This is a genomic window from Streptomyces fulvoviolaceus, assembly GCF_000718165.1.
GTDB lineage: Bacteria > Actinomycetota > Actinomycetes > Streptomycetales > Streptomycetaceae > Streptomyces > Streptomyces fulvoviolaceus.
Genome location: NZ_JOEY01000019.1, coordinates 13,381 through 36,299, shown reverse-complemented (window position 1 = coordinate 36,299; position 22,919 = coordinate 13,381). Strand labels below are relative to the sequence as shown.

The window sequence follows — 22,919 nt, the reverse complement described above, 5'->3', positions numbered from 1 at the left end:
GCGTGAGCAGGCGCCCCCGGCTGGAGGACGTGGCCGCACGGGTGGGTCTGTCCACCGCGTCGGTGTCGCTGGTGCTGCGCGGTGTGGCCGGTCCCAGTGAACGGACCAGGCAGCGCGTACTCAAGGCGGCCGCGGAGCTGGGCTACCAGGTGGACCGCACGGCGAGCATGCTGGCCAGCAGGCGCACCAGGCTGCTCGGTGTCATGGTCGACATCCACAGCCCCTTCCACGCCGAACTGGTCGAGCACCTGCACACGGCCGCCGAGGAGGTCGGCTACGACCTGGTGCTGAGCACCCTCACCCGCACCCGCGACGAACACACCGCGGTCGACACGCTGCTCGCCTTCCGCAGCGAGGCCCTGATCCTCCTCGGCCCGACCGCCCCCGCCGACACGCTCGCCGCCCTCGACAACAAGGCCCCCGTCATCGCCGTCGGCCGCCGGATCGCCGACGCCGACCTGGATGTCGTACGCACCGCGGACGACGACGGTGTGGGCCAGATAGTCGACCATCTCGTCGGCCTCGGTCACCGCGAGATCGCCCATGTCGACGGCGGCAAGGGCGTCATCGCCACGGACCGGCGCCGCGGTTATCGCACGGCCATGCGCCGCCACGGTCTCGACGACCACATCCGGATCCTGCACGGCGACCACACGGAAGAGGCCGGCGAACGCGCCGCCCGCCAGCTCCTCGATTCGGGCCGGCTGCCCACCGCCGTCGTGGCGTTCAACGACCAGAGCGCCATCGGTGTCCTGACCGCCCTGGCCCGTGCCGGGGTCGCCGTCCCGGGCGAGGTCTCCGTGGTCGGGTACGACGACGACACGCTCTCCCGGCTGAGCTGCTTCAACCTGACCACCGTCAGCCAGGGCGCCCGGGAACAGGCCCGGCACGCGGTGACCGCCGCCGTCGAACGCCTCGACCAGGGCCGCACCGAACCCCGCGAGGTCGTGCTCGCCCCGCACCTGGTCGTCCGTGGCACGACGGCCGAGCCCGCCTGACGCGGGCGCCGATCCCGGGGGCGGGCCTCGGCCATACGGCCGGTGTCGGGGGGAGTCCGGTGCCGGTTCCCTGGCCGAACGGCTGATGTCGCAGGTGGGAGCGCTGCCAAGAATGGATCAGCAGACGGCGCTGTCCTGATCACCGTGAAGCGTCGAACCGCTGATCGGAGACGTCCCCCATGGCAGCTGCTGTCGAGCTCCTCCCTGCCCCGAAGAACGGAACCGCACCTCCTCGCAGGGGGCCTCGGCGCCGAGGCCGGGCGGTCCTCCTCCGTCGTCGTGTCCCGCTGCTCGCCACCGTGACGATGCTGCCGCTGTACATCGTGTGGGCGTTCTTCCGGGCCAACGGCGGCGGCGACCTAGCGGCCCAGGAGACCTGGGCCCGCTTCGCCGTCCAGCACGGCGACTCGGCGTACGGCCTGTTCTGGTTCGGCGGGGTCCACACGGCCAACTACAGCCTGCTCTCGCCGTACCTGATGGGCTACTTCGGCGTGCGCACGATAGCCGTCGCCTCCGGGCTGGCCGCCGGCTGGCTGGCCTCGGTGCTCCTGGTGCGGTCGGGGATCCGGCGCCCGCTGCCGCCCGCGCTGCTCGCCGCGTTCGGTCTGTGGGTCAATGTCGCGGCGGGGCGTACGACGTTCGCGCTGGGTGTCGCCTTCGGGGTTGCGGCCTGTGTGCTGCTGGTGGGGCAGCGGCGCGTGGTGCTCGCTGCGGGGTACGCGCTGCTCGCGACGGCGGCGAGTCCGGTGGCCGGGCTGTTCCTCGTGGTGGCGGGCGCGGCCTACGGACTGCGCCGCGACTGGGCCCGGGCCGCCGCGCTCCTGGTCCCACCCTTCGCGGTGGTGGCGACGACCACGCTGCTGTTCCCCTTCCACGGCCAGGAGCCGATGGCGGCGGGGCGGATCCTTTGGCCGGCCCTGCTCGGAGCGGCGGTGGCCCTCCTGGCGCCGCGCGACTGGCGCGTGGTGCGGCTCGGCGGCGCCGTGTACACGGTCGGGGTCGTGCTGTCGTACCTGATCTCCTCGCCCATCGGCAGCAACGTGGAGCGGTTCGCGCTGCTGTTCGCGCCGGCCGTGCTGCTCGCGGCCCTGCTCTCGGTGGAACGGCGGGCGCGGTACCGGCGCGGTGCGCTCGCCGTCGCGCTGGCGGCCTCCCTGTTCTGGCTGGGGTCGGGGACACCCACCTCCTTCCTGCGGGGGAGCGCCGAGGTCCCGGCGTGGGCCGCCGACACGCACGGTGTCGTACGGGCCCTCGACCGGCTCGGCGCCGACCGCGCCCGCGTGGAGGTCGTCCCGACCCGCGACCATCGCGAGGCCGACGTGCTGTCGCCGTACGTCAATCTGGCACGCGGCTGGAACACCCAGCTCGACATGGACCGCGGGCGGCTCTTCTACGACGGCACGTTCTCCGCGGCGAAGTACCGGACCTGGCTGGACCGTTGGGCCGTCGGCCTCGTCGTGCTGCCGAACGCCGAGGCGGACCGGTACGGGGAGGCGGAGGCGCGCCTCGTGCGGAACCGGCCCGCCTGGCTGGAGCCGGTGTGGAGCGACGCGCACTGGCGGGTCTACCGGGTGCGGGACGCCGTGCCGCTGGTGTCGGCGCCCGGCGGAGTCGTGCGCACCACGGACGCCGAACTCGACGTACGGATGCCCGGGCCCGGCACGGTGACCGTACGGGTCGCGTACTCGCCGTGGCTGCGCGTCGAGGGCGGATGCCTGTGCGAGGAGGGCGAGTTCACGCGTCTGACGGTCGGGGCGCCAGGCGTCTACCGGATCGGCTCCGCCTACCTCGCGCCGGAGTCGGAACCGGCCGGCTGCCGGTCGGCCGCGTGAGACAGTACGGCGTGGCCCACTACCTGCGCTTCTTCTTCGAAGTCGGCGTCCCGGACACCCCGTTGTGGCCGGAGGACATGGACAGCCCGTACGGGCATCCCACCGACCTGGCACGCCTGCCGATCACCCCGGAGACCCGGGCCGAGCTGACGAGGCTGTGCGAGTGGTTCGAGTCGTCGCTCGACCAGGCCTACCCCCCGAACCCGTGCCCGTGGCCCGACGCGGAGAAGCAGTTGTTCAAGCAGCAGGCGTACGCCGCACTGGAGGCTCTGCGCCGTGAGCTGGGCGCGGGATGGGTGGTCCGGGACGAAAGCCTGCTGGACGCATGCCTGGCGTGAGGGCGACCTGCTACGCGGCGGCAGGGCACCGGCGACCAGGTGCGGGCGGCCTGCTGGAGCGCCTCGCGTACGCGGATCACGTCCGGGCTGGCGTCGGCGCCAGGGTGCTGGACGAGGAAGAGCGTGTTGAGCGGAGGCTCCTCCGGGTCGTGGAGCAGGGCGAGTCGGCCCGCCACGAGGTGTTCCTCGCACAATGAGCGGGGCAGCACGCTGTAGCCCGATCCGGCGGTGACCGCGGAGACCACGGCGTGCAGGTTGGGCACGGTGAGCGCGGCGAGCGGCTTGCCGAAAACGGTGCGCCGGTAGCGGCGGGCGATGGCGCCGACGGGGACCACGTCTGACGTCGAGGACGTCGCCAGGTGGCGGCGGCAGCCGCGGGTGGCGATGATGCACCCACCTGCAGCGACCCAACCCCTTGAGGAGAGACCATGGCGAAGATCCTTTTCGTGATGACCGGCGCCGACCAGTGGACGCTGGCCGACGGCGGCAAGCACCCCACCGGCTTCTGGGCCGAGGAGGCCGTCGTCCCCCTGGAGGCGTTCAAGGCCGCCGGACACGAGGTCACGGTCGCCACGCCGGGCGCGGTGGTGTCGCCGGTCGACCCGGGCAGCCTGAGCGACGGCGCCAACGGCGGTCCCGAACAGGCCGCCCGGATCAGGAACGTGGTGGAGACCGCCCCCGAGTTCGCCCAACCGATCGCGCTGACGGACGTACGCCTCGACGACTACGACGCCGTGTACGTCCCCGGCGGCCACGGCCCCATGGAGGACCTGGCGGTGGACGCCGACTCCGGACGCGTCCTCGCGCGGGCGGTGACGAGCGGAATGCCGGTCGGTGTGGTGTGCCACGGCCCGGCCGCACTGCTCGCCGCGGTCAAGGAGGACGGCACCAACGCGTACGCCGGCTACCGCATCACCGCCTTCACCAACGCCGAGGAGCAGTTGGCCGGGAGCGCCGACAACGCCAAGTGGCTGCTGCAGGACCGGCTGACCGAGGTGGGCGTCAAGGTCGAGGTCGGTGCGCCGTGGGCGCCGCACGTGGAGGTCGACCGCAACGTCGTCACCGGCCAGAACCCGGCCTCTTCCGCCCCGCTGGCCGCCGAACTGCTCAAGAAGCTTGCCTGACACCCGACTTGCGTACCCCTGAAGGACGCCCCGCATGACCACGCAGAACGCGATCGACTGGCCCGAGGAGTACCTGCCCGGCACCGGCGACAACTTCGTCTCCAACGAGGTGACCGTGGCCGGTGCGACCGCCGCGAACGTCTGGCGCCACCTGGTCGGCACCTCCGAGTGGGACGGCTGCTACGACAACGTCGCCGACATCTCCTTCCCGCAGGGCGGCGGCCCCGAGCTGAAGGACGACCTCGTCCTCAGCTTCGGCACCTTCGGCTTCCCGCCGCTGGACGCGCACGTCGTGGAGTTCGCGTCCCCGGTCGAGGGCGTCCCCGGGCGTCTGTCGTGGACCGCCAAGCAGGACGGCACCCTCGAGGAGCGGCTCGACGTGCTGCACGCCCGGCCGGTCGAGGACCTGCCCGGCGGCCGGGTGCGGATCCTGATCCAGGAGGCCCGCATCGGGCATCCCGCCGCCGCGCCGGCGGGCGAGCGCCCCACCCCGATGCTCGACGGCCACCAGGCCTGGCTCGACGGCCTCGCCTCCGCTTCGAAGTAGGTGCGCCCCGGGTGCGTCCCATGGAACAGGGGCGCACCCGGTCTCGTATGGTCTCCAAGGCCAGCAGGACCGTCATCTCGCAGCACTGATGAGGAAGTTGACGTCATGACCGACAAGCTCACCGTGAGTGTTCTGGGCACCGGGATCATGGGGGCCGCGATGGCCCGCAACCTGGCTCGGGCCGGACACACCGTCCGTGCCTGGAACCGCAGCCGCGCCAAGGCCGAACCGCTCGCCGCCGACGGGATCGGGATCGCCGGCACCCCCGCCGAGGCCGTCGAGGGCGCGGATGTCGTCCTCACCATGCTGTACGACGGTCCCGCCGCCCTGGACGTCATGAAGCAGGCCGCCGCCGCGCTGCGTCCGGGCACCGCGTGGGTGCAGTCGACCACCGCCGGCATCAAGGCGATCGGCGACCTGGCCGCCTTCGCCCGCGAGCACCGACTGGTCTTCTTCGACGCCCCGGTGCTCGGCACCCGGGCCCCCGCCGAGGCCGGACAGCTGCTCGTCCTGGCGGCCGGTCCGAGCGAGCACCGCGACGCCGTGCACCCCGTCCTCGACGCGGTCGGCGCCCGCACGGTGTGGACGGGCGAGGACGGAGCCGAGGGCAGCGCCACCCGGCTGAAGCTGGTCGCCAACAGCTGGGTCCTCGCCGTCACCAACGCGGGCGGCGAGGCTCTCGCCCTGGCGAAGGCTCTCGGCGTCGACCCGCAGAACTTCTTCGACGCGATCGCCGGCGGCCCGCTCGACATGGGCTACCTGCGCGCCAAGTCCGCGCTCGTCCTCAACGACCAGTTGACACCTGCCCAATTCGCGGTGTCGACGGCGGCCAAGGACGCCCGCCTGATCGTCCAGGCCGGCGAACAGAACGGCATCCGCCTCGACGTGGCCACCGCGAGCGCCGAGCGCTTCGAGCGCGCCGCTGCCCAGGGCCACGGCGACGAGGACATGGCCGCCGCCTACTTCGCCAGCTTCGACGAGAAGCCGACTGCCTGAACCTCAACGGCCCACAAGTCCAGAGGAGTTCGTACAGGACGACACCTGTGCGACCCTGATACCTCGTCTCATCGAAAGGGCTGACCGTGACGCTCGGCATGGTTCTCGGCGACTTCCGTTCCCGCGCTTCGACGCGGGAGCAGTAGCCGCCACCTGCCTCAACCCCTCACGCCTGACTGCCGGACAGTCGGGCGGCGGTCCGGTCTGCTCCTGGTCGAAGTGCTCTTCGTGTCCCGCACTATCGATCACGAGGAGTTCGTGGTGTCCACGATCAACTGGGCTGAAGACCACACCCACCGGTCCGCCGGTTGGCATTCCGAGAACGGCACCCCCGCGCCCCGCCGGGTCGTCGTCGCCGACGACCGGACGCAGGCCCGTACCGCATATCGCCTGGCCTGCGAAGGTACGGCCCTGCTCTGGCGGGGCGACTACCACAACGCGCGTCAGCTGATGCAGGCGATGAGCCGCCGTATCGACCGCAAACCGCCCAGGCCCGCCGGCACTCCGGCCGAGTCCTTCCACCTGCACCGCCGCGACCGCAGCCATCGCGCCCACGTCCTGGGCATGCTCCTGGTACCGCTGGAGGACGACTACACCGTCTCCCTGCGGCGGGCCCCCGACGTCCGCCAGGCCTGCCACGAGGCGTACGGCCCGCCGACCGGACCGTCGGTCGTCTCGCTCAGAGAGCTGCTGGGAGTGATCGGCGCCCACCAGTGGCGTACGAAAGGCGTCCACGTGCCGGCGCTCGGCACCCGGATCCACCCGCACTACGGCGTGTTCGCACCGGTCAGAGGGGAATACGTCGACCTGGTCGCCCATGCGCCACTGCCCGAGGCGGTGCGGCAGAGCCCGGGTGCGGGCACGGCCTTCGACCTCGGTACGGGAACCGGCGTCCTCGCGGCGGTACTTGCCGGGCGCGGGATCCAGCGCGTCACGGCCACCGACATCAGCCCCCGTGCCTTGGCGTGCGCCGAGGAGAACGTCCACCGGCTCGGGCTCACCGGTCGCATCGACGTGATCGGCCCCTGTCTGTTCCCGCCGGGCCGTGCCGACCTCGTCGTGTGCAACCCGCCCTGGCTGCCGGCCCGACCGACCTCACCTCTCGAGCAAGGGGTCTACGACGCGGACGCCACCATGCTCCACGGCCTCCTCGAAGGACTGCCCGCGCACCTGACGCCGGGCGGCGAGGGCTGGCTCGTCCTGTCCGACCTGGCAGAACACCTCGGTCTCCGAACGCGCCGACACCTGCTTGCCGCCATCGAGACGGCGGGGCTCCGGATCGTGGACAGGATCGACACCAGGCCGCGCCATCCGCGTGCCAAGGACACCGACGACCCTCTCCACACCGCACGCGGCGCGGAGACGACGTCCCTCTGGCGCCTGGCACCGGTCGTGTGACAGGTACTCACGCGAGCCCCGGGTGGACCAGACGGCCGTGGGCGATCAGGGACGCGGCCTGCTTGAGTCGGCGGACCCGGATGCTGACGCTGTAGCCGTCGATGCCGGGGACGGCGGCCACGCGGGTGGTCAGATAGCGGTAGAAGTCCTCGGCGTCACGGCAGTTGACGATCGACAGCACGTTGTGGTCGCCGCTGATGGCACCGGCGAAGGCCACCTCGTCGTGGCCGGCGAGCTCGTCCCCGACGCGGTGGAGGTATGCGGGCGCGACGCGCAGCCAGAGCATGGCGTTGAGCTGGTGGCCCAGGCGCTCGGGGAGCAGGTCGACCTCGTAGGAGAGGGTGCCGGAGGACTCAAGGGAGTCGAGCCGGCGGGCGACCCGGGCCTTGGACCAGCCGGTGAGCTCGGCGAGTTGGGTGTGGGTGGTGCGGCCGTCCTCGGCGAGGGCGTCGAGGAGCGGGGCGTCCTCGGCCGTGAGCGGCAGGAGGGGGCCGCTGGGCGCCGGGGGCCGGTCCGCGGTGAGCCGGCGGATCTGCTCGGGTGTGAGGTGTCCGCCGTATCCCGCCCATACGGCGGTGTCGGCGGCGCCGAAGGGGTGGATGATCAGGTCGATGCTGACGTCCAGGACGGAGGCCGATTTCGGCAGCTGCCTCAGCAGGACGTCGTCGCGCTGGACCTCGACCGCGGAGTGGATGACGCAGATGATCTCCGCGCCGCCGGAGACGAGACCCGCGTAGGCGATGTCGGGCCGGCGGGCGAGGGCCTCGGCGAGCGGGCCGACACGGTCGGGGCGGCAGCGGATACGGGCGATCCAGCGCGCCTGTCCGTGCACTTCGGGATTGACCAGGCCGATCACCCGCATGACTCCTTCGCGCCGCAGGGCGTGGTAGCGGCGGGCCGCGGTCTGCTCGGAGACTCCGGCCACCTCGCCGATGAGCCGGAACGAGGCACGTGGCGCGTAGTGCAGCGCGCGGAGGATTTTCCTGTCGATGTCGTCTGACATGAGGGAAGTGTGCCAGCCGGGAGGCTGTGGATGGGGATGTGTGGTCACTTCCGCACGCTGCGTTGGTGATCTGTCGCAGTGGGGCCGATGCTGGGGCGCCGATCCGTACAGGAGCGGCACAGCAACGATCGAGCGCGGCGTGGTGCGCGCCGCAAAGGAGAGTTCCTCCGTGAACGTCACGACCCCGGCGAGCGGGCCTGCCGACCGACGGGCGGCCACGCTCGTCATGGCCTGCCTCGGCGTCTTCGTCGCCTATCTGCCGGTCACCACCGTCGCCGTGAGCCTGCCCGCCATCCAGGCGGCGCTGAGTGCGTCGACCGCCCAACTGTCATGGGTCCAGGACGCGTTCGTCCTGCCCATGGCCGCGTTCATCCTCACCGCCGGTGTCGTCGGCGACGTGCACGGGCGCAAGAAGGTGTTCCAGTCGGGCCTGCTCTTCTCCGCCGCCGGTGCCGCCGTCGCGTTGGCCGCACAGTCGGTACAGGTGCTGTGGATCGGCCAGGCCCTCGCCGGCCTCGGTGCGGCCACACTGCTGCCCACCACACTGGCGCTGATCAGCCACGCCGTGCCCGACCACCGGGAGCGCGGCAAGTTCATCGGCCTGTGGGCCACCTCGCTCATGGCCGCACTGGCCGTCGGCCCGCTGATCGCCGGAGTGATCCTCGATCACGCCGCCTGGCGCTGGATCTACCTGCTGTCCATCCCGGTCTCGCTGATCGCGATGGCCGTCGCCGCACGGCTGCTGCCCGACTCGCGGGTCCCGCACGGCCGCAGGCTGGACTGGCCCGGGCAGATCACCGCGACGCTGGCGATCACCGCGCTGGTGTACGGCGTGATCGAGGGCGGCGCCGGTTCGTTCACGGACGTCAAGGTCATGATGGCCCTGTTCACCGCTGTCGTCGGCGGTGTCGCGTTCGTCCTCGCCGAGCGGCGCAGCGACAGCCCCATGCTGGACCTGGCCCTGTTCCGCAGCCCGGCGTTCACCGCCACCACGCTGGTCGCGATGATCGCCTTCCTGGCGCTGATCGGCTTCTTCTTCCTGCTCAGCCTGTACTTCGGCCTGGTGCAGCAGCTCGACACGCTCCAGGCGGCCTGGCGGCTGCTCATGGTCACCGCGGCGGCCATCGTGGTCGGGCAGCCCGTCGGGCGTCTCATGCACCGGATCTCCGCCCGCGCCCTGATCACCGGTGGTCTGCTGGTCATCTCCGGCGCGCTGTTCTCGCTGACGACGATCGGCGCCGACACCTCGTTCGCCTCCATCGCCTGGCGGCTGGCGCTGCTCGGCCTGGGCATGGGGACCGTCCTGACGCCGATGACCGCGACGGCGGTCGCCTCCGTGCCGTACCAGCTGGCCGGGATGGCCGCGGCGGGCAACAACGCCTTCCGTCAGGTCGGCGGCGCCCTCGGACCGGCCGTCCTGGGCGCGCTGCTCACCACCAAGGCCCTGGACACGTTCCCCGGTCACCTCACCGACGCGGGCGTGACGGGCGTGGCTCAGGAACGCATCGTCGCCGCCGCGGACGCCGGGGGACTGGGCGCGGTCGCCCAGCTCGACCTCGGCGCGGACACCGGACGGGCCCTGGGAGCTCTGGGGGACTCCTTCCTCGACGGGCTCCGGCTGTGCCTGACGGTGGCCGGGTCACTCACCCTGCTCGCCGCCCTGGTCGCCGTGGTGCTGCTCCGCCGTCCGCGACAGGCATCGATCGCCGCCGCTTCGAACACCGCGGGCCGCGCCCCGTCCGCCGAGGCGGTCACGGCGGTGGGACAGCGGGAGGGCTGACGGCCCCGACAAGAGGGCCCCGTCAACCGCTGCTGCTCCCGTCCCAGCGGGGCCGTTCCTCCGACGAGCCCCGCCGGGACGGCGAGTTGCCGAAGCCGGGCATCTGGTGCGGTGTCAGACGGTGCTCACTCCTCGGCACCTCGTCGGGCTCCCGGTTCTCCCGGACCTCACCGACCGGACCACCCTCCGGCAGCCGCGGCTGCTCCTCGGGAGTCGGCGGGGGCGGCTCGCGGCGCTTGACGCGTGCGCCGTACCAGAAGGCGCCGATCAGCACCGCCACGACCGCCACTCCCGCAACGGCCAGCCCGATACCGAGGGCGCCGCGGCCCGCGGCGATGTCCATGGCCATCCATGCTGTGTCCATGGCGCGCGAGTACCCCTGGCCCCATCGGTGAACCGGCCGACCACCCTCCCGAGGGTCCGGAAGGCCGGGGAAACCGTCGGAAACAACGGGTTTGGCGCCACCGGCTCCGGCTACCCGCCCGGTGTGACATCGATGACGACCCAGCAGGAGCTCTTCCAATTCCTGGAGGACCGTTTCGCGTGCGCGCAGGCGTGTACCGAGTGCGCACGCGCGTGTGCCCTGCGCGCGAGCCTCATGGACCCGGACGGCACCGAGGAACAGGAACTCGTACGACGCAAGGGCATCATGTGCGCGGAGGTGTGCGACGCGACCTGCCGTGTGCTGGCCGAGCAGAACCGCCTGGACGAGGACGGCATACGCGTCCAGCTGGAGTGGTGCCGGTCGGTGTGCCTGGAGTGCGCGCAGGTCTTCGAGCGGCAACCGGGCGGCGAGGAAGGCGCCAAGGCGTGCCGGGACTGCGCGCAGGCGTGCACGGACTTCATCGCCACGCTCGCCTGACACCGAACGCTCCATCGGCTCCCGTCGAGGGGCGCCTTCGCCATTCACAATTTCTGAAACACGTTCTACCGTGTGCGCCGTCAGGACCGGCCTTGGGGAGCCTGGAGGCGCCGTGCATCTCGACCACACGCCCGAGCAGCAGCGGCTGCGCACCGAACTGCGCGTCTACTTCGCCGATCTGGTCCCGGACAACGCCCACGCGCGCTTCACCGACCGGGCCGCCCAGAAGCGCTTCTACCGCGACACCATCCGGCGCCTGGGCATGGACGGCTGGCTCGGCGTCGGCTGGCCGAAGGAGTACGGCGGACGCGGCCTGACCGCGATGGAGCAGTTCATCTTCTTCGACGAGGCCGCCCAGGCGGGCGTCCCGCTGCCGCTGATGGCGCTGAACACCGTCGGCCCGACGATCATGCGGTACGGCACCGACGAGCAGAAGGCGTACTTCCTGCCGAAGATCCTCTCCGGTGAGATCGACTTCGCGATCGGCTACAGCGAGCCCGACGCGGGCACCGACCTGGCCTCCCTGAAGACGCGCGCCGTGCGGGAGGGCGACGAGTACGTCGTCAACGGGCACAAGATCTGGACCACCAACGGCGACACGGCCGACTGGGTCTGGCTCGCGGTCCGCACGAACCCGGACGCCCCGCCGCACAAGGGCATCACCATGCTCCTGATGCCGACCACCGACCCCGGTTACTCCTGCACCGTCATCAACACCCTCGCCTCGCACGACACCACGGCCAGCTACTACGAGAACGTCCGCGTCCCCGTCTCCCGCCGGGTCGGCGAGGAGAACCAGGGCTGGCGGCTGATCACCAACCAGCTCAACCACGAGCGCGTCACCCTCGCCGCCCACGGCACGATGGCGATACGCGCCTTCCACGACGTACAGCGCTGGGCGATGGAGACCAAGCTCGCCGACGGCCGCCGCGTCGTCGACCTGCCCTGGGTGCGCCGCCGCCTCGCCCAGACCCACACCAAACTGGACGCCCTCAAGCTCCTCAACTGGCGGATGGTGAACGCCGTCCAGGACGGCACCCTCACTCCGCAGGACGCCTCCGCGGTCAAGGTCTACGGCTCCGAGGCCCGCCGGGACGCCTACGCGTGGCTCATGGAGATCGTCGCGGCGCCGGGTGCGCTGAAGGAGGGCTCGGCGGGCGCGGTACTCCACGGCGAACTGGAGCGCGGCTACCGTTCCGCGGTCATCTTCACCTTCGGCGGCGGAAACAACGAGATCCAGCGGGAGATCATCTCGTGGATCGGCCTGGGGATGCCGCGGGTACGGCGTTAGCCTGCCGGTATGACGGGTGATCCGGGATTGTTCGGTCCATCCTCCGTGACGTGGCAGATGCACGGCGACCCGATGATGTGGGTCGCCGGCGTCCGCGCTCTCTACCTCCAGGCCCTGCACCCCCGCGCGGTACGCGGCGTCATGCAGAACTCGGACTTCCGGCGCGATGCCTGGGGACGCCTCATGCGCACCGCCAACTTCGTCGGCACCACGACGTACGGCACCACCGAGGCCGCCGAGAAGGCGGGCGCCCGCGTCCGCAGGATCCACAGTCTGCTCGGGGCGACCGACCCCGACACCGGCGAGCGCTACGGCGTCGACGAACCGGACCTGCTGCTGTGGGTGCACTGCGCCGAGATCGACTCCTACCTGCACGTCGCACGCCGCTCCGGCTTCCGCCTCACCGACGCCCAGGCCGACCAGTACATCGGCGAACAGCGGCTCAGTGCCCGCCTGGTGGGCCTCGACCCCGACGTCGTACCGGCCAACCAGGGCGAGATGAACGCCTACTTCGAGAAGGTGCGGCCGGAACTCGCCGTCGGACCCGAGGCACGCGCGGTGGACGACTTCCTCCTCCGTCCGCCGACGCATCCCCTGCTCGTCCCGGCGCGCGAGGTGCTGTGGCGGCGCGTGGCACACCTGGCGTACGCCGCCCTGCCGCCGTACGCCCACGAGTTGTACGGCAGACCGGCCCCGAAACCCACCACCGTCACCCGCCAGTTGCGCGCCACGGGCACCCTGCTGCGCTGTGTTCCCGCACGTCTGCGCTGGCAACTCCCGCCCAAACACATCCTCCGCGCCATGGCCCGGATGGGCCCCGGCTCCCGCCCGGCCCCGTACAAACTCGGACGATAGCTCGCCATACTGGACGAGCCAGGGGTGGGCGGGACGAACGCGGGGCATACAGCGACGGGGGCGATCGCAGAAGATGGGGGACAGCAGGCTCATCCAGAGCCGGTACCGGTTGCTCGATCTGATCGGGCGCGGTGGCATGGGCGAGGTGTGGCGGGCACGCGACGAGTCGCTCGGCCGCCATGTCGCCGTGAAGTGCCTCAAGCCGCTGGGCGGGCACCACGACCAGACCTTCACCCGGGTCCTCAGAGAGCGGTTCCGGCGCGAGGCACGCGTGGCCGCAGCACTCAGTCACCGCGGGGTGACCGTCGTCCACGACTTCGGCGAGTTCGACGGCGTCCTCTACCTGGTGATGGAGCTCCTGGACGGCCGCAACCTCAGCCAGCTCCTGGAGGACAACAAGCAGCACCCGCTGCCCGTCGGCGACGTCGTCGAGATCGCCGACCAGGTCGCCGCAGCCCTCGCCTACACCCACCAACAGGGCATCGTGCACCGGGACCTGAAACCCGCGAACATCGTCCGGCTCACCGACGGCACCGTGAAGATCTGCGACTTCGGCATCGCCCGCCTCGGTCACGACATCGGCTTCACCTCCCGGCTGACCGGCACCGGCATCGCGATGGGCACTCCGCACTACATGTCGCCGGAACAGATCGGCGGCTCCGAGGTCGATCAGCGCAGCGACCTGTACTCGCTGGGCTGCGTGCTCTACGAAATCGCCACCGGGGCCCCGCCGTTCGACCTCGACGACGCGTGGGCCATCCTCGTAGGGCACCGCGACACGCCGCCCCGCCCGCCGCGCAGCCACCGCGCCGAACTGCCCGAGTACCTGGAGAAGGTCATCCTCGACCTTCTGGCCAAGCTGCCCGAACAACGCCCGCACGACGCCCGCGAGTTGGCCCGCCGGATCACTCTGGGCCGCACCACACCGACGTACGTGCCGACCGTGGTGACCCCGCAGCCGGACTTCCGGCCGCCCGAGCCGGCCCGCCCCCGCGAGACCCGCCTGCCCTCCTGGACCCGCGGCATGACCACCGGCCACAAGGCCACCGGCGCCGGCCTCGGCAGCACACCCCCGGACGCCGGAGCCGGTCTCACCGGCGAGTGGATCGCGAGGCCCGCCATCGCCGCCGGGGCCGGGGAGCCCCCTCCGGACGAGCCGCCGCCCGCGCCCTCCTCGCAGGCCGTCACCGCACTGGCCGGACGACACAACGCGGGCCTCAGCCTGGGACGGCTCGGCCGCTGGGCCGAGGCCGGCGAGGTGCACCGCGCGGTCGCCGCCGAACGCGAGCACCTGCTCGGCCCGGACCACCCCGACACCCTCGCCAGCCGCTACGAGGTCGCCTTCACCCTCAGCCGTACCGGGCGCGCCGCCGACGCCCTGCGCGAGTACAAGCACGTGGCCCGTGCCAGGAGCCTGGCGCTCGGCCCCGACCACCCCGACACGCTCGCCGCCCGCCAGGAAATGGCCTACGTCCTCGGCCAGTTGAGCCGTCACTTCGACGCCCACCAGGTGTACACCTCCGTGCTCGCCGCCCGGGAACGCGCGATGGGCCCCGATCACCCCGACACCCTCCGCTGCCGCCACAACCTCGCCTTCAACCTCAGCCGGCTCGGCCGCCTGGAGGACTCGTACCGCATGGCCTGCGAGGTGGCCGCCGCGCGCGCCCGGGTGCTCGGCCCGCACCACCCCGACACCCTGGTCACCCGCTACGAAGTCGCCTACGCACTCGGCCAGTTGGGCCGCTGGCCCGAGGCCCTGCAGACCTATCACGAGGTCGCCGAGGCCCGCGCCCAGGCCCTCGGCCCCGATCACCCCGACACCCTCTCCGCCCGCTACGAGGTCGGTATCAGCCTGGGCCGGCTCGGCCGCAGCGCGGAGGCGCTCCAGCTGTACCGCGAGCTGATCGACGACCGCACCCGGGTGCACGGCCCCGCCCACCCCGAGACCCTGCGCGCCCGCCACGGCCTCGGCGTCAACCTCGGCCGCCTGGCCCGCTGGGAGGAGGCCCTCGCCGAGTCCCGCGACGTGTGCGCGGTCCGCGAGCGCATCCTCGGCCCGGACCACCCGGACACCCTGGTCAGCCGCCGCGAGGTCGCCGTCGGCCTCGGCTGGCTGGGCCGCTGGGCGGACGCCCTCACCGAGTACCGGCGGGTGGCCGCCGCCCGCGAGCACGTCCTCGGCCCCGACCACCCCGACACCCTCGCCAGCCGCAACGACGAGGCGCACTGCCTGGAACAGCTCGGGCGGGGCGCGGAGGCCGTCGAGCTGTACCGGAGGGTGGCGGTGCTGCGGCAGCAGCGGGCACAGGGTGGGAGCTGAGGGCGCGCGCCGTGCTCCGGGACTACGCCGCGTTCGGCGGATCGGTGGGCGCCCGCCCCGGTTCGAGCGACCCCGGGTCGGCCGTGGTGGTCGAGCCCGGGCTGAGGATGCGCTGGTACAGGTTGGCCAGTTGAACCAACGTGGACGCCTTCGTGGGTTCCTTCGTCAGCTCGAAGCTGATCTCGCTCCGGGAGGTCTTGCGCTTCACCTTCAGGCTCACCTTCGTCTGAAGAAAGGCCACCAGGGCGACTAGCACGACCAGACCGGCCGACACCTCGACCACGGCCAGTTGATCGTCGACGGGCGGCTCGGCGAGCAGCGGCTCGGCAAGAGGGCGCGTCTGCGGGTCGTCGGCCAGCGCGGCCAGGAGCCGCAGGCCGGCGGTGAGGGCTTCGGCATCGTCGTCGAACAACCACGCCGCCGATGACGGGGCATCGGCGTGCGCGAGCAGATTATCGATGATCGCCAGGGCCTCTTCGTCGTTCTCCGACACCAGGCCGTGGTCCGCGGCGAGGTCCTCGGTGATCTCCTGGAGCGCCAGGACGACGGAACGGCGGGCCATGGGCGGCGGGGTGGTCATAGGGACTCCTTTGACGGCGTGCGGCCGGATGGACGGGTCAGCGCCAGTCTCCGGTCAGGGTGAAGGCGCCCCAGTGGAAGAAATGGCCCAGCCAGGGACGGTCGGTGTCCTGGGCGAGCTCCCGCTGCGCCTCCCACAGTGCGCGCCAGGCGGGTGCACCCCTGCCGAGGCGCCGATAGAAGGAGGCGAGCAGCTCGCGGGAGCTCTCCTGGTTCACATCCCAGCGCGGTGCGATGACACTGCGACTCCCCGAACGCAGGAATGCCCAGGTCAGCCCGGTGAGATCGGCTCCGGGGTGGTCGGCCTCGCCCCAGCCCGCCGAGCAGGCACGCAGCACCAGACGGTGCGGTGCCGCGTCCGCCACCGTGATGTCCCGCGCGCGCAGCAGATACCGGGCATGGGCGGGCAGGTTGTGCGGTTCCCAGTTCCTGCTGGGGCGTGTCACACCGTCGGAGAAGAGCAGCGCCGTGTCCAACGGGTCGCCCGTGTCCGCGTAGCCGTGGGCCGTGACATGGGCGAGTTCGGCGTGAGCGAGTGCGTCGCGCACGGTGGTCGGGGTGGCGTCGAGCCCGGCCACCCGGGACACCGACCGCCAAGGACCGTCACCGAGGAGAGCGTCGTCGTGTTCGAACAGTGCCGTGTCGTCCTCCTGTCCGGCACATCCGACCGCGACCGCCGTGCGGGGCGGGACGGCAGCGTGCGCCATCAGGTAGCGCAGGCTGCTCACGCCTGGGATGTTGACCACGGCGTTCGTTTCCCCCAGGCGCCGGCCCGACGGGAGGGGGAGCGCGGCGAACGGTACGCCGGCCAGCGGGCCGTGGGCCGATACGGCCACGAGCCGTCGCTCGGCCAGGAGATCGGCGAAGGGCTCCAGAAGGGGTGTCAGCTCGGCGAGGAAGCCGGTGTCGCGCTTGTCCGGCCGCCGGGCGGGCAGCGGACGGAGTAGAACACCGGAGGGGTCCCGGCCGCCGTTGAAGACGGTGCGCAGCCGCCGGGAGACGGCCTCGATCCGGGCCCGGCCCAGTGGCACCCGGTGCATCCTCAGCGGTTCGTGGTCGGACGTCAGCACGAAACAGTAGGTGTCGCGTTCGCCGCAGAAGTAGGAGGCCAGGAGCATGCCCTCGGGCGGGGCGTGCTGCTCGACCAGCGCGCGAGCCTCGCCCAGATGCGCGGGGGCTCCCTGCCGAAGGTGCGCGTACTCCGGGGAGTAGGTGCTGATCGCCGAGTGCACCGCCGACAGCCGTGTGGTGAGTCTGTCGGCGGACCCGTCGGATGCGGGGCCCAAGGCGCCCACGGCCGACCGGCTGAGATCGTGCCGCAAGGTCGTCAGCAACTGCTGCTCCTCGGAGAGCAGCTGTGCGGGTACCCCCGGAGGCGACGGCAGCGGTCCGAGGGACAGATCGGTCAGCAGGTCTCGCGCCTTCACCTCCTCATGGAGGTCGAAGCACTGCTCGGGCACGGGGCGGTCGTCGGGGAGCGGCAGGTCGTCGCCGTGGTCGTGGAAGAGAGCCAGCAGTTCCTCGTACGTGCCCAGCGCCCGGCCGCCGGCCTCGGCGCGCAGCACGGGCCAGGGTGTGTGGTCGATCCGGCGCAGGGCCGCGTCACGGCACCACTGCGCGTACCTGAAGCATTCGTCGAGCAGGTCGGGCCGGTCACGGAAGGCTTCGACGAACCTCTGCCGCTCCTTGTAGCCGGCCAGATCCGGTTGGACGTCGTCGGATCGGTCGGCCCTCCGGTCGGCCTGGGCGATGAACTGCCGGCACAGGTCGGCGGCCTCCGCCCAGCGATCCAGGCCGCAGAGACACGACAGCAATGCGTTTCCGGTCAGGAACTCGTCGGCGTGGCCGCCCAGTTTCTGGGCATCCTGACGGAGCTGGGTGAGTTGCGCGAGCAGTTCCTGCGCAGTGCTCCGGCTTCCGTCCCGTTCGATGCGGCGTCCTAGTGTGACGGCCAGCAACGACGCGCCCTCCATCGGGCGGCCGAAATCGAACGCTACTCGGTAAGTTTCTTGGAACCAGGCCATGGCCTGTTCATGGTCACCGCGCGCTTCAGCGACATTGCCCAGTCCGAAGAGGCAACCGATTTCGTTCGCGTTTCGAGTGGCCCGCCCAAGACGCATTTCCGCCAGCGCCAGGCTGTACTGCTCCTCGGCCTCGTCGAGGTACCCCATGGCGCACAGTTGCTGAGCGAGGGCACAGCGGAACGTGTGCGCCCTGAGGATGCCGCCGCGAAGGCCCGTCGTGAGGTTCTCCTCGAAGATGCGCAGCGCCTCCCTGCTCCGGCCCCTGGAATTCAGCGAACTGGCCAATAGCGCGCGGGCCTCGAGTGCGATCTCAGCTTCGTGGAGGGTGTCGGCGATCTCAGCAGCTTCACGGAGGTCTGCTGTGGCCGATGGCAGAGTGCCGTTGTGCAGGTGGGTGTTCCCGCGGTCGATCAACAGGCGGACCTCGAACGCGTGCGGACGGCCGTTCGCGAGTTCGCGGACGGTGCGCAGAGCCTGATCGAAGTGGATCAGCGCGGCACGGGCGTGACCCATCGCCGACATTTCGATGGCCAGCGCCCGGTCGAACTCCACCCACCGTTTCCGGTCGTCGTCCAGGTGGCGCAGCTGCCGCTGGCAGTCCAACAGCACACGCAGCCCCTTGCGACGGTCGCCCAGGCTGCGGTGAGCCTGGGCCAGCATTCCGTATGCCCAGTAGGCGACCTCCAGATCCTGTTCAAGGTGACCGGCGGCATGCAACTCCACGACAGCGCGGCCGGCATGGAACAGCGCACGACGACGGTCGCGCACCCCGAGGACATCGGCCCGCCCGAGCGTCTCGTCCTGGTTGGCTCGGTCCATCAGGCCGAACGCCCACCACGTCCGCGCTCTTACCGCGGACAGTGGTGCGTCAGGGACGGCCATGGCCAGGGCAGCGAGCACCGCCGAACGCTGATGGGCGGTGATGCCGTGGTAAGAGCCCAGCAGGTTCTGGGCGACCGTCACCGGATCGTCGGGCAGAGTATCGCGCTTGCTGCGGAAGGCGAGAAAGGCGTCCAGCAGACCGTCCAGGCGGACGACTCGGTCCAGGAGTGCCGCAAAAGCGGGTTGGCCGGCGTCGTGCCGCAGGGGCCCCCACTCCTGGCGTGCCTGTCCGACCAGCAACGCCAGCAGTTCCGCCTCGGCCGGACGGCCCGCTTCCGCCGCCGTCTCCGCCCGTTGCTGGAGAGCGCTCTGGATGGCGGGCCTGTCCTTCTCGAATATCCGTTTCAGGTTGACCAGCAATGTGTCGACGTTTGTCGAGTGCGTCATGAGAAAGTCGACGACCCTGTTGGCGATGTCCGGCGTGGTCACCCTGCCGCCTTCCTCATGCGTGCGGTGTGGGCGATGGTGAGCCCGAGGGCGGCCAGATCCCCACAGTCGGCATCCGACAGCGGCCCGTCTGCCAGGTCCAGTGCCGCCTGGGCCTCTGAGCGCAGGCCCCTTTCCAGGTAGGCCAGGGCCGCGTTCACGGCGCAGTGCGGCTGATCCGGGTGGGCTCGGGCGAGAAGGAGCAGCCGGCGGCGGAGTTCCGGACCTGGCTCCGCGTCACCGGCGTGCTCGGACAGGAAAGAGAGGATGCCCGCGGTGTGCTGCAGCTCTAGGTCGCGTATCTGACGGCTACCTTCGTCTGCGGCTGCGCCCTCCCGCAACACGGCCGAGTCGGCTGACACACGGTGGAGTCTCCTACGTGCCCGCGCCTGCTGTTCCCGGTCGCGGGCGCCCGCCTGCAGATGCATCCCCACCAGGAGTTCCAGGGCGACCTTGCCGTGTTCCTTGTCCTCCCCCAACGGGACCAGAACATCCTCCGCGGCGTCGTAGTCGGCGATCGAGTGATCGAGGGCTCCGAGCGCCAACAAGGACTTGGCGTGTTCCAGTCGTTGAACGGGCGTCGCCTCGCCGCGACCGGCCAGCTCCTCGAAGTAGGCGACCCGCAACCGCTGCAGCGATCGCTCCTGCTTCCGCCTGGAGAGAGCGCCGTACAGCATCTCACCGCGGCGGTACAGCTCAAGAGGTTCCTCGTCCGGCCTGGCGGTGCACTGGGTGGCCTTCATCAGCTGGTTCATGCCGAGGTCCCAGAAACCGCAACGCACCGACGCAGTGGACAAGTCGGCACGCAAAGCGCGCAGCACCGGGTCGTCGCTCCCCGGCGGCAGTGGGCCCTCTCTGTCACCGCCCTGCGCCTGCGTAGCCTCGTACTCCGCCTCCCTGAGCACCATCCAGGCGGAGAACGGCATGCCCACGGACAGCAGCAGCACCCCGTGCGCATGACGGTGCTTCACTCCCCGATCGACCAGTTGCCTGGTCGTCGTCACCGCACGCCAGGCCTCGTGCTCGTTCCGCGCAACCCATTGCGTCAGGGCGGCGCTGTCGGGAAACAACCGAGCCGAGAACGGAACATGCCACGCCGCCGACGGATCCTGCATGCGCGCCCCCTGACGCCAGGTACACCGAGTGACTTCAGCTACTACAACGGCACGGAAGTGGCAGCTGGTTCCCGGGTCCGGCGCACTTCTGCCCGCGCGCTGTCGCAGACCTGAGTGCTCCGCATGCCTGGCCGACCTAGATCACCGCGTGTTACGAAGAACCATGCCTGCACACGAAGGACACGGGACACACCGAACATACGACGCCGTCATCGTCGGCGGGGGCCACAACGGCCTGGTCGCCGCCGCCTACCTGGCCCGGGCCGGCCGGTCCGTGCTGGTCCTGGAGCGGCTGGACCACACCGGCGGCGCCGCCGTCTCTACCCGGCCCTTCACCGGCGTGGACGCCCGGCTGTCGCGCTACTCGTACCTGGTCAGCCTGCTGCCGAAGAAGATCGTCCGGGATCTCGGCCTCGACTTCCGCGTCCGCACGCGCACCGTCTCGTCGTACACCCCCGTCGAGCGCGACGGCCGCCCGACCGGCCTCCTCGTCGGCGGTGGCGAACGCCGCACGCGGGAGGCCTTCGCCCGGCTCACCGGCGGCGAGCGCGAGTACGCGTCCTGGCAGCGGTTCTACGGCATGACGGCCCAGGTCGCCCAGCGGGTCTTCCCGACCCTCACCGAACCGCTGCCCACGCGCGACGAACTGCGGCGGCGGGTGGACGACGAGGAGGCCTGGCGGGCCCTCTTCGAGGAGCCGATCGGTGTGGCCGTGGAGGATCGCTTCGCCGATGACCTGGTCCGGGGCGTCGTCCTCACCGACGCTCTCATCGGAACCTTCGCCGACGCCCACGACCCCTCGCTCAGGCAGAACCGCTGCTTCCTCTACCACGTGATCGGCGGCGGCACGGGCGACTGGGACGTGCCCGTCGGCGGGATGGGCGCCCTCACCGACGCCCTGGCGACCGCGGCGCGCGAGGCGGGCGCCGTCATCGCCACCGGGCACGAGGCCGTACGGATCGACACGGACGGGAACGCCGCCGAGATCACCTACCGCACAGCCGACGGGGAGGGCGTCGTCGCCGCCCGGCACGTCCTGGTCAACGCCTCCCCGCAGGCACTGGCCGCGCTCACCGGCGACGAGCAGCCCGCCCCCGCCGAGGGCGCCCAGCTCAAGGTCAACATGCTCCTCAAGCGCCTCCCGCAGCTGCGGGACACCTCGGTCGACCCGCACGAGGCCTTCGCCGGCACCTTCCACATCGCCGAGGGCTACGAGCAGCTGGCCGCCGCCCACGCCCAGGCCGCCGCCGGTGAACTGCCCGCCGCCCCGCCCTCCGAGATCTACTGTCACTCCCTCACCGACCCGACGATCCTCGGCCCGGATCTCGTCGAGCAGGGCTACCAGACGCTGACGCTGTTCGGCCTGCACACACCGGCCCGGCTCTTCGAACGCGACAACGACGCCGTACGCGAGGAACTCCTGAAGTCGACCCTCGCCCAGCTGGACGCCCACCTCGCCGAGCCCCTCGCCGACTGCCTGGCCACCGACGCGGACGGACTGCCCTGCATCGAGGCGAAGACGCCGCTGGACCTGGAGCGGGACCTCCGCCTGCCCGGTGGCAACATCTTCCACCGCGACCTCTCCTGGCCGTACGCCCAGGAGGGCACCGGCCGTTGGGGTGTGGAGACCCGGCACGCGAACGTGCTGCTGTGCGGGGCCGGCGCGGTGCGCGGGGGAGGGGTGAGCGGGGTGCCGGGGCACAACGCCGCCATGGCGGTCCTGGAAGGCTCCGACTAGGCCCGGGCACCTCCGTCGACCTGGAGCACCGTCCCGGTGACGTAGGAGGCGCGGTCGCTCAGCAGCCAGGCGGCGGCCTGGGCGATCTCGTCCGGTTGTGCGCCCCGGCCCAGCGGGGTCTGCGCGACGAGCTGTTCGACGATGCCCGGGGAGCTCGCCTCCCACTCGTCGATCATCTCGGTCATGGTCGTTCCGGGCGCGATCGCGTTGACGCGGATGCCCTCCGGGCCATACGTCGCGGCGGCCGACGCGGTCAGGCTGTTCACCGCCCGCTTCGCGGCGCCGTACGCGGGCAGCCAGGGGTTGGCCATCAGGCTGCCGACGCTGGAGTTGTTGACGATCGCGCCGGTGCCCGCAGTAGCCCGGATCGCGGCGATCTCGGCGTTCATCGCCAGCCAGGGACCCTTCAGATTGACCGCGACGACGTGGTCGAAGTCGGCTTCGGCCAGCTGGTCCATCGGGCCGGGCTGCTGGCCCGTGGCCCCGTTGTTGAAGGCGATGTCGAGCCTGCCGTACAGCTCTACGGCCCGGTCGACGGCGGCGCGGACGCTCGTCGGGTCTGCCAGGTCGCACCGTACGTAGTCGGCGGTGCCGCCGGCGGCCCGGATCTCCTCGGTCACCGTCTTGAGCTGGGTCTCCGTGCGGGACGCGAGGAGCACACGGGCGCCTTCCCGGGCGAACAGCCGGGCCGCGGCGGCGCCGATGCCGCGGCCGGCGCCGGTGATGAAGGCGACCTTGTCGGCGAGCAGTGGTGTGGTCGTGGTGTTGGTCATGCCGTCGAGCCTGCGCCCGGCCGCGATCCTCATCCAGG

The 22,919-nt window shown here is 71.4% G+C and carries 19 protein-coding genes and 1 pseudogene; 13 read left to right on the top strand and 7 right to left on the bottom strand.

The features are described 5' to 3' along the window. Positions 1 to 2: 2 nt before the first annotated feature. The 3 genes from IG08_RS0121055 (at position 3) to IG08_RS0121045 (ending at position 3,168) form a co-directional block, all read left to right on the top strand. Complete coding sequence (locus IG08_RS0121055; protein ID WP_234342930.1) at positions 3 to 998, top strand: LacI family DNA-binding transcriptional regulator; 996 nt, start codon at positions 3 to 5, stop codon at positions 996 to 998. 179 nt (positions 999 to 1,177) lie between these two features. After that, a complete protein-coding gene (locus IG08_RS0121050) occupies positions 1,178 to 2,830 on the top strand; it encodes a glycosyltransferase family 87 protein (protein ID WP_052424810.1) in 1,653 nt (550 codons plus the stop codon). Further along, positions 2,827 to 3,168, top strand: a complete 342-nt coding sequence (locus IG08_RS0121045) for a hypothetical protein (protein ID WP_030604617.1) — start codon at positions 2,827 to 2,829, stop codon at positions 3,166 to 3,168. The genes IG08_RS0121050 and IG08_RS0121045 overlap by 4 nt, the downstream gene beginning before the upstream one ends. A gap of 104 nt (positions 3,169 to 3,272) precedes the next feature. Here IG08_RS0121045 and IG08_RS61445 read toward each other — a convergent pair. Further along, positions 3,273 to 3,413, bottom strand: a pseudogene (locus tag IG08_RS61445) (LysR family transcriptional regulator); the annotation flags it as partial. A gap of 183 nt (positions 3,414 to 3,596) precedes the next feature. Between IG08_RS61445 and IG08_RS0121035 the strand changes: the two are divergent. The 4 genes from IG08_RS0121035 to IG08_RS0121020 all read left to right on the top strand — a co-directional run bounded on the left by IG08_RS0121035 (position 3,597) and on the right by IG08_RS0121020 (position 7,233). Continuing rightward, the gene (locus IG08_RS0121035) at positions 3,597 to 4,292 is read left to right on the top strand and encodes a type 1 glutamine amidotransferase domain-containing protein (RefSeq protein WP_030604612.1); all 696 of its coding nucleotides are present in this window, start codon (positions 3,597 to 3,599) and stop codon (positions 4,290 to 4,292) included. A 34-nt stretch (positions 4,293 to 4,326) separates the two neighbouring features. Beyond that, complete coding sequence (locus IG08_RS0121030) at positions 4,327 to 4,839, top strand: SRPBCC family protein (protein ID WP_030604609.1); 513 nt, start codon at positions 4,327 to 4,329, stop codon at positions 4,837 to 4,839. 105 nt (positions 4,840 to 4,944) lie between these two features. Beyond that, positions 4,945 to 5,835, top strand: a complete 891-nt coding sequence (locus tag IG08_RS0121025) for an NAD(P)-dependent oxidoreductase (RefSeq protein ID WP_030604606.1) — start codon at positions 4,945 to 4,947, stop codon at positions 5,833 to 5,835. Between the two features lie 261 nt (positions 5,836 to 6,096). Then, positions 6,097 to 7,233, top strand: a complete 1,137-nt coding sequence (locus tag IG08_RS0121020) for a methyltransferase (RefSeq protein ID WP_030604603.1) — start codon at positions 6,097 to 6,099, stop codon at positions 7,231 to 7,233. A 7-nt stretch (positions 7,234 to 7,240) separates the two neighbouring features. Here the strand turns inward: IG08_RS0121020 and IG08_RS0121015 are convergent, their stop codons facing one another. Further along, entirely contained in the window at positions 7,241 to 8,236 is a 996-nt protein-coding gene (locus IG08_RS0121015) for an Lrp/AsnC family transcriptional regulator (protein ID WP_030604600.1), read from the bottom strand. A 169-nt stretch (positions 8,237 to 8,405) separates the two neighbouring features. Here IG08_RS0121015 and IG08_RS0121010 point away from each other — a divergent pair, with 169 nt between their 5' ends. Continuing rightward, positions 8,406 to 10,016, top strand: coding sequence for an MFS transporter (locus IG08_RS0121010; RefSeq protein WP_030604597.1), 1,611 nt, complete (start codon positions 8,406 to 8,408; stop codon positions 10,014 to 10,016). A gap of 22 nt (positions 10,017 to 10,038) precedes the next feature. Here the strand turns inward: IG08_RS0121010 and IG08_RS0121005 are convergent, their stop codons facing one another. Beyond that, entirely contained in the window at positions 10,039 to 10,380 is a 342-nt protein-coding gene (locus IG08_RS0121005; protein ID WP_030604594.1) for a DUF6479 family protein, read from the bottom strand. Between the two features lie 123 nt (positions 10,381 to 10,503). Here IG08_RS0121005 and IG08_RS0121000 point away from each other — a divergent pair, with 123 nt between their 5' ends. The 4 genes from IG08_RS0121000 (at position 10,504) to IG08_RS0120985 (ending at position 15,344) form a co-directional block, all read left to right on the top strand. Continuing rightward, a complete protein-coding gene (locus tag IG08_RS0121000; RefSeq protein ID WP_030604592.1) occupies positions 10,504 to 10,878 on the top strand; it encodes a four-helix bundle copper-binding protein in 375 nt (124 codons plus the stop codon). 112 nt (positions 10,879 to 10,990) lie between these two features. Beyond that, positions 10,991 to 12,169: an acyl-CoA dehydrogenase family protein gene (locus IG08_RS0120995; protein ID WP_030604590.1), complete on the top strand. Its 1,179-nt coding sequence runs from the start codon at positions 10,991 to 10,993 to the stop codon at positions 12,167 to 12,169. 9 nt (positions 12,170 to 12,178) lie between these two features. Then, positions 12,179 to 13,024: an oxygenase MpaB family protein gene (locus IG08_RS0120990; RefSeq protein WP_030604587.1), complete on the top strand. Its 846-nt coding sequence runs from the start codon at positions 12,179 to 12,181 to the stop codon at positions 13,022 to 13,024. A gap of 73 nt (positions 13,025 to 13,097) precedes the next feature. Then, positions 13,098 to 15,344 (top strand): serine/threonine-protein kinase, encoded by a 2,247-nt coding sequence (locus tag IG08_RS0120985; protein WP_030604585.1) that lies wholly within the window; start codon positions 13,098 to 13,100, stop codon positions 15,342 to 15,344. A 22-nt stretch (positions 15,345 to 15,366) separates the two neighbouring features. Here the strand turns inward: IG08_RS0120985 and IG08_RS0120980 are convergent, their stop codons facing one another. Genes IG08_RS0120980 through IG08_RS0120970 form a run of 3 tightly spaced genes read right to left on the bottom strand, consistent with a single transcriptional unit; the run spans position 15,367 to position 20,226 of the window. Further along, positions 15,367 to 15,924 (bottom strand): hypothetical protein, encoded by a 558-nt coding sequence (locus tag IG08_RS0120980; RefSeq protein ID WP_030604582.1) that lies wholly within the window; start codon positions 15,922 to 15,924, stop codon positions 15,367 to 15,369. 37 nt (positions 15,925 to 15,961) lie between these two features. Further along, positions 15,962 to 19,258 carry a CHAT domain-containing protein gene (locus IG08_RS0120975; RefSeq protein WP_030604579.1) on the bottom strand — a complete coding sequence of 1,099 codons (3,297 nt, stop codon included), beginning with the start codon at positions 19,256 to 19,258 and terminating at the stop codon, positions 15,962 to 15,964. Then, positions 19,255 to 20,226: a hypothetical protein gene (locus IG08_RS0120970; protein ID WP_234342929.1), complete on the bottom strand. Its 972-nt coding sequence runs from the start codon at positions 20,224 to 20,226 to the stop codon at positions 19,255 to 19,257. Before IG08_RS0120970 ends, IG08_RS0120975 begins: the two co-directional genes overlap by 4 nt. Positions 20,227 to 20,533: 307 nt before the next feature. Between IG08_RS0120970 and IG08_RS0120965 the strand changes: the two genes are divergently transcribed. After that, entirely contained in the window at positions 20,534 to 22,108 is a 1,575-nt protein-coding gene (locus tag IG08_RS0120965) for a phytoene desaturase family protein (protein ID WP_030604575.1), read from the top strand. Here IG08_RS0120965 and IG08_RS0120960 read toward each other — a convergent pair. Next, on the bottom strand, positions 22,105 to 22,914 hold the full coding sequence (locus IG08_RS0120960; RefSeq protein WP_030604572.1) for an SDR family NAD(P)-dependent oxidoreductase: 810 nt from the start codon (positions 22,912 to 22,914) through the stop codon (positions 22,105 to 22,107). The two genes, IG08_RS0120965 and IG08_RS0120960, sit on opposite strands and share 4 nt — an antisense overlap. Positions 22,915 to 22,919: the final 5 nt, after the last annotated feature.